Origin of the sequence: Ferruginibacter sp., assembly GCF_031430955.1 — a bacterium.
Taxonomy (GTDB): domain Bacteria; phylum Bacteroidota; class Bacteroidia; order Chitinophagales; family Chitinophagaceae; genus Ferruginibacter.
The window spans coordinates 1-5,677 of the sequence record NZ_JANPCM010000414.1 but is presented as its reverse complement, the minus strand read 5'-3'; the positions used below and the strand labels follow the sequence as shown (position 1 = coordinate 5,677).

General features: G+C 34.2%; 5 protein-coding genes and 2 pseudogenes. 5 read left to right on the top strand and 2 right to left on the bottom strand.

From position 1 onward, the window contains the following. Positions 1 to 306: pseudogene (locus ACY65O_RS11580) on the bottom strand (gliding motility lipoprotein GldJ); the annotation flags it as partial. 662 nt (positions 307 to 968) lie between these two features. On the opposite strand from ACY65O_RS11580, the gene porV reads away from it, so the two are divergent. From porV to ACY65O_RS11555, 5 genes are all read left to right on the top strand, one after another. Then, complete coding sequence (porV, locus tag ACY65O_RS11575) at positions 969 to 2,123, top strand: type IX secretion system outer membrane channel protein PorV (protein WP_462221014.1); 1,155 nt, start codon at positions 969 to 971, stop codon at positions 2,121 to 2,123. A gap of 102 nt (positions 2,124 to 2,225) precedes the next feature. Next, positions 2,226 to 2,705 (top strand): 2-C-methyl-D-erythritol 2,4-cyclodiphosphate synthase, encoded by a 480-nt coding sequence (gene ispF, locus ACY65O_RS11570; RefSeq protein ID WP_462221013.1) that lies wholly within the window; start codon positions 2,226 to 2,228, stop codon positions 2,703 to 2,705. A 63-nt stretch (positions 2,706 to 2,768) separates the two neighbouring features. After that, positions 2,769 to 3,212, top strand: a complete 444-nt coding sequence (gene dut, locus ACY65O_RS11565; protein WP_462221012.1) for a dUTP diphosphatase — start codon at positions 2,769 to 2,771, stop codon at positions 3,210 to 3,212. A gap of 34 nt (positions 3,213 to 3,246) precedes the next feature. Then, positions 3,247 to 4,068, top strand: a complete 822-nt coding sequence (locus tag ACY65O_RS11560) for a DUF4292 domain-containing protein (RefSeq protein ID WP_462221011.1) — start codon at positions 3,247 to 3,249, stop codon at positions 4,066 to 4,068. Positions 4,069 to 4,162: 94 nt separating this feature from the next. Beyond that, entirely contained in the window at positions 4,163 to 5,485 is a 1,323-nt protein-coding gene (locus ACY65O_RS11555; RefSeq protein WP_462221010.1) for a murein hydrolase activator EnvC family protein, read from the top strand. A gap of 1 nt (position 5,486) precedes the next feature. Here ACY65O_RS11555 and ACY65O_RS11550 read toward each other — a convergent pair. Continuing rightward, a pseudogene (locus tag ACY65O_RS11550) lies at positions 5,487 to 5,677 on the bottom strand (N-acetyl-alpha-D-glucosaminyl L-malate synthase BshA); the annotation flags it as partial.

Here is a 5,677-nt window from a genome sequence, read left to right as displayed (position 1 = left end):
TTCATCTATAAAAAAAGAGGGAACGGTAATACGGCGGGGTACATTATTCCAGTCGCCCATTACATCTTCATCTTTAGCACCCATTACAAACGAACCACCCTGTACAAAAACAAGGCCCGGACCAGCTTTGGGATATTTTACTTTTGCAACATGAAAGTTACCCATGTTTTTATCATCATACTTCCATCCTGTTGCAGATGATGTGGCGCTTTTTTTCTTAAATAGGCCGCCATTTTTACAAGAGCTTAATGAAAAAGCTGCTGCAGCAACAATTACTAAATTTTTTCCTGAAATTAATTTTAACATGTTCGTTCGTTTATCAAATTGGTTAACGAAAGGTTTTCTTTTTTATTGTATATGGGTGTATTGGCTGCGAATATAAATACTTTAAGCGATATACTGTTGTAATACGGCTTTTTTTAACGGGTTAGTAAATGCAAAAAGTATTTAAAATATTATCGTATTTGAATAACATCATTTTAATAAATTTTATTGTGCAAAAATAAAATCATTAAATCTAATTTTAAATAAGGTCAAAAATTATGCTAAAAATAATTTGGCCATGCATCATATCCTTATCAGGCACTGTCTGATTTATTGTAATGCAATTTATTTAGTAAAAGCAAGGGAAATTTAAAGTGCCTGTAATAAAATAAGGAAATTGAAGTTTTAAAGTGGTGTAAGTATAGTGCATACAATAATCAGCAATATATCCCGTTTGCTAATTCAAGCGATGGTTTTATCATTATTAAAATGGGAATAAAGCATTAAAAATCAAAAAATTGCTAACATTTGCATCTGTAATCATAAAATCATTACCTTTAATTTGTAAGATGTTCATAATTTTTTTAACAAGATTTTATAAAAAAATTGTTCGTTTCAAGAAAACTACTATTTTTACAATACAACAACCTTAAACTTAACGCTTATAGAGGTAAGATCTACCTAACCAAGACAAATCAAAACGCATGAAAAGAGTAACTTTAAAACTAACTGCCATAGTTATGTTACTGGGAGGAGCAATTACTGTATCTAATGCCCAGACTACCAGCGACAAATTCAAAGTTGTAACCAGCGCAGTTCCCTTTTTACGGATTTCCCCAAATATAAGAAGTGCTGGAATGGGAGATGCTGGTATTGCAACTTCTCCTGATGTGAATTCAGGTTTTTTAAATTTAGCAAAATTACCTTTTAGCACCACCAAATCTGGAGTTGGGTTAACTTATACACCCTGGTTAAGGGATTTATCAGTAAGTGATGTATATATAGCATCTTTAGCAGGCTATTACAAGCTGGATGATATGCAGGCTTTATCAGGATCATTAAGATATTTTAGTTTGGGAAATATTGAGTTTACAGATCAGTCGGGTAGTTACCTGCAAACCTATAAGCCAAGAGAAATTGCTATTGATGCAGGTTATTCAAGGAAACTTTCTGCAAAAAATAGTATTGGTATTGCTATACGTTTTATTAATTCAAATTTAGCAGGTACAGTGGGGAATACAACTTATAAAAAAGCTTCTACAGCAGCTGGCGATTTACATTTTTTCCATAATGGAGTTAAAGAAAATGGAGAAGGGTTTAACTGGGGAGCTGCACTTAGCAACTTGGGGGGTAAAATTTCTTACACTTCAGACGCAAATTCAAAAGACTTTATACCTGCTAATTTAGGCATTGGAGCAGCTTATACCAAAGTTATTGACGAAGACAACAAAATTACTTTTGCTTTAGATTTGAATAAATTGCTGGTACCCACACCTACAAGTGATACCTCAGCAGGGGCATTACAAAAATATCATAGCCAGGGTGTAGTTAGCAGCTGGTTTAAATCTTTTGGCGATGCTGATGGTGGGCTTTCCGAAGAAATGAAAGAAATTAACGCCTCAATTGGAGCTGAGTATTGGTACAATAACCAATTTGCTTTCAGGGCGGGTTATTTTTACGAAAATCCAACTAAAGGAAACAGAAAGTTTCTTACAGTTGGCGCAGGGTTAAAATATAATGTTTTTGGTATTGACTTTTCTTATATTTTCCCTTCTGGTAATGGCACTAACCGTAACCCTCTGTCTAACACGTACCGTTTTGGTTTGGTATTTGATTTTGATGGTACAGCAAAAAAATAATTTTAAGTAATATATTTTAAAAGCGCTCCCTTGCACAAGGGGGCGCTTTTAAGTTTTTAATACAAGTGAAATGGCAGATATTTGTATGATAAAATAATTTAAATGAGCTATAGAATTGGATCGGGTGTAGATTTTCATCAATTAACAGCAGGAAGGGATTTATGGATAGGGGGCGTAAAAATTCCTCATACAAAAGGAGCTTTAGGCCACAGCGATGCAGACGTGTTACTGCACGCTATCTGCGATGCTATGCTGGGAGCTTTATGCCTCGGCGATATTGGGGTGCATTTTCCAGATACTGACAGTGCTTATAAAAATATAGACAGTAAAATACTTTTAGCAAAATGTTTTACTCTAATAAAAAATAAAGGTTATAAAATAGTGAATATTGACAGCACTCTTTGTTTACAGCTTCCTAAAATAAAACCTTTTGTTTTGCAAATGCAGAAAGTAATTGCTTCTATTGTAGAAATAAATACTGATGATATTTCAATTAAAGCAACCACAACAGAAACAATGGGCTTTGTAGGCAGGGAGGAAGGGCTGGTGGCTTATGCAACAATATTGCTTTGTAAAAATTAAAAGCATATTGTTAAAAATAAATTTCCTTATTTTCCTTCTTTCTACATTACTACCTTTACGCCAATGCAAAAAATAACTGTTAACATCATCAACAAATCTGGTAATCCATTGCCTTCTTACGCAACTGCTGGTTCGTCGGGTATGGATATAAGGGCAAATATTGAAAAGGAAGTAATATTACAACCACTCGAACGTTTTTTAACACCCACAGGATTATTTATAGAATTACCCGAAGGATATGAAGCACAAATAAGGCCAAGGAGCGGAATGGCACTTAAGCAGGGCATAACCTGCTTAAATTCTCCGGGAACCGTGGACAGCGATTACCGTGGAGAATTAAAAGTGATTCTTATAAATTTAAGTAACCAGGTACAGGCAATAAATAATGGCGACCGCATAGCGCAAATGGTTATTGCTAAAATTGAAAAGGCTGAATTATTTTTGGTACAGCAATTGAATAATACTTTAAGGGGAGATGGTGGATTTGGCCATACAGGCGTTAAATAAAAAATTATCCTGATAAAAAAATATACAATCAGTAATGAAGAATTTAATAAGCATTTTTTTTGCAGCACTTATAATAATATCAACGTACAGTTGCCGCACCACTAAACAAATTAATAAAGCAATAGCTCCAAAAGACTCTACAGCGAACGTTGTAACAAATACATCAGCAGCCGATTCTTTAAAAATGATACATGAAACCATGGATAGATTTCATAGTCATTATATTAATTACAAAACTTTTAATGCAAAAATAAAAGTAGAATACGAAGATAATAAAGGTAAGCAACCTGATATATTAGCCGTGGTAAGAATAATGAAGGACAGTGCAATTTGGGTATCCTTATCTGCAACTATATTTAATGTAGAAGTTTACCGTATGCTTATAACAAAAGACAGTGTTATTTTAATGAATACAAGGGATAAAGAAGTGCAATACCGTTCAATAGATTATTTGCAGGAAGTAACAAAAATAGCGTTTGATTATAAAACTATACAGGATCTGCTGATAGGCAATCCTATATTTATGGATACGGTTGTGGTTGCTTACAGAAAAACAGAATCGCATATTTTAATAGCAACAGCCGGCGATATTTTTAAACATCTGCTCACCCTTTCGGCAGATAATAATTTACTGCTCCACAGCAAGCTGGATGATGTGGATGTAACACGTAACAGGACTGCAGATATAACTTATGGCAGTTATGAAAATAAAAATGGTGTTGATTTTTCCACCTACCGGGAAATAACTGTTTCCGAAAAAAATAAATTAGACATACGGCTTAATTATAAGCAGTATGAGTTTAACAAAGAATTATCAGTTTCTTTAAAGGTCCCCAAAAATTATAAACGCATGTAAGCGTTAAGCATAATTATACGCAGGCTGTGTGTTTTAAAACAAGTTATTTTTCCTGTTTCAATTGTATTTTTGATAAACGCTCTAAATACGGCTCATGATTAAAATAAGCATTACTGTAATAGCATCCTTTTTTATGTTGGTTAGTGTTTTTGCTCAACCCCAAACAAGGGAAGATTTGGAAAAACAAAAGCTGCAGTTAAGAAGAGAATTAGAGCAAACAGAAAGGATGCTGAATGAAAATAAAACAAAATCAAAAGAAAATTATGTGCAGTGGAAACTGATAAATGATAAAGTAAATATCCAGGACAGGATCATAGACAATATTAACCGGGATATTAATTTGCTGGATAATAATTTAATTAAAACACAAAGAGACATTAACCGCTACGATAAATTATTGGATACTTTAAAACAGGAATACGCCAAGAGCATGGTGTATGCATATAAGAACAGGAGTAGCTACGATTTTTTAAATTTTATTTTTTCTGCTGCAAGTTTTAATGATGCTATAAAGCGGATTACTTATTTGAAAAGCTACAGGAATTACCGGGAGATGCAGGGAGAAAATATTTTACGTACACAGGATTTACGCAAGCAGCGTGTGGAAGAATTAAGCGGCACCAAAGAAAAGAAAAGTATTGTTTTAAAAGATAAGGACAAAGAAATGTCGGCTTTGGAGAAAGAGCAAAGAGAAAAAGACCGGATACTGAGCGAATTAAAAAAGCAAGGTAAACAATTGAATAACCAAATGGCTGCTACTAAAAAGCAATTGAAAAAAGTAGATAACGCCATTGCTGCTGCTATTAAAAGAGCTTTGGATGAAGCAAGAAAAACGGCTTTAAAAAAAGCTGCAAATGACGAAGCCAAAAGAATTGCTGCAGAAAAAGCTGCTGCAAAAAATAATGCAAATGTTGCTACGGCCCCTGTAGCTAAAACACCCACAGTAACTAAAAAAGCAGAACCTAAAAAAGTGCCGGAAAGTGTATTGTTGAATTCAGAAAATATTGCAGTGAATGCAAATTTTGTGAATAACAGGGGTGCCTTGCCATGGCCTGTGGATAAAGGATATATGCTGATGCATTATGGGGCTAATAAATTACCAAGCGGTACAGTATTAGACATGACGGGTTTAACCATTGCAACAGAAATCGGCAGTGCTGTAAAATCTGTTTTTGATGGAGTGGTTTCTAAAGTTTTATATGTTGAAGATATGCAGGTGGTAATTTTGCAGCATGGAAGATATTTCAGCACTTACAGTAATCTTTCCAGTGTAGCTGTACAAACAGGACAGGAAGTAAAAACCGGGCAGGTAATTGGAAAAGCTGCAGCAAATTTAGATGGTGTTGGCGCAGTTGATTTTTATATCAATGATGAAAAAAATAATTTAGATCCTGCAAAATGGTTGCGCCGCAGGTAAATTAAATAACCCTTTTGTAGAGTGCTTCATAAAGAGGCACTATACTTTCAATGTCAAATTTTTTGGCCTGGGTTAAAGCGTTGGCTTTAAATTGTAATAAAGTTGCATCATCTTTTAAAATGGCTAAAGCATTTTTTGCCATATCATCTACATCTCCCACATTACTCATGTAGCCGCAGTAGCCATCAATAT

What these genes read in the sequence shown, in the direction of transcription:
- ACY65O_RS11555 (WP_462221010.1), top strand. Translation starts at nt 4,163, where the DNA reads ATGATTAAAATAAGCATTACTGTAATAGCATCCTTTTTTATGTTGGTT.
- dut (WP_462221012.1), top strand. Translation starts at nt 2,769, where the DNA reads ATGCAAAAAATAACTGTTAACATCATCAACAAATCTGGTAATCCATTG.
- ispF (WP_462221013.1), top strand. Translation starts at nt 2,226, where the DNA reads ATGAGCTATAGAATTGGATCGGGTGTAGATTTTCATCAATTAACAGCA.
- ACY65O_RS11560 (WP_462221011.1), top strand. Translation starts at nt 3,247, where the DNA reads ATGAAGAATTTAATAAGCATTTTTTTTGCAGCACTTATAATAATATCA.
- porV (WP_462221014.1), top strand. Translation starts at nt 969, where the DNA reads ATGAAAAGAGTAACTTTAAAACTAACTGCCATAGTTATGTTACTGGGA.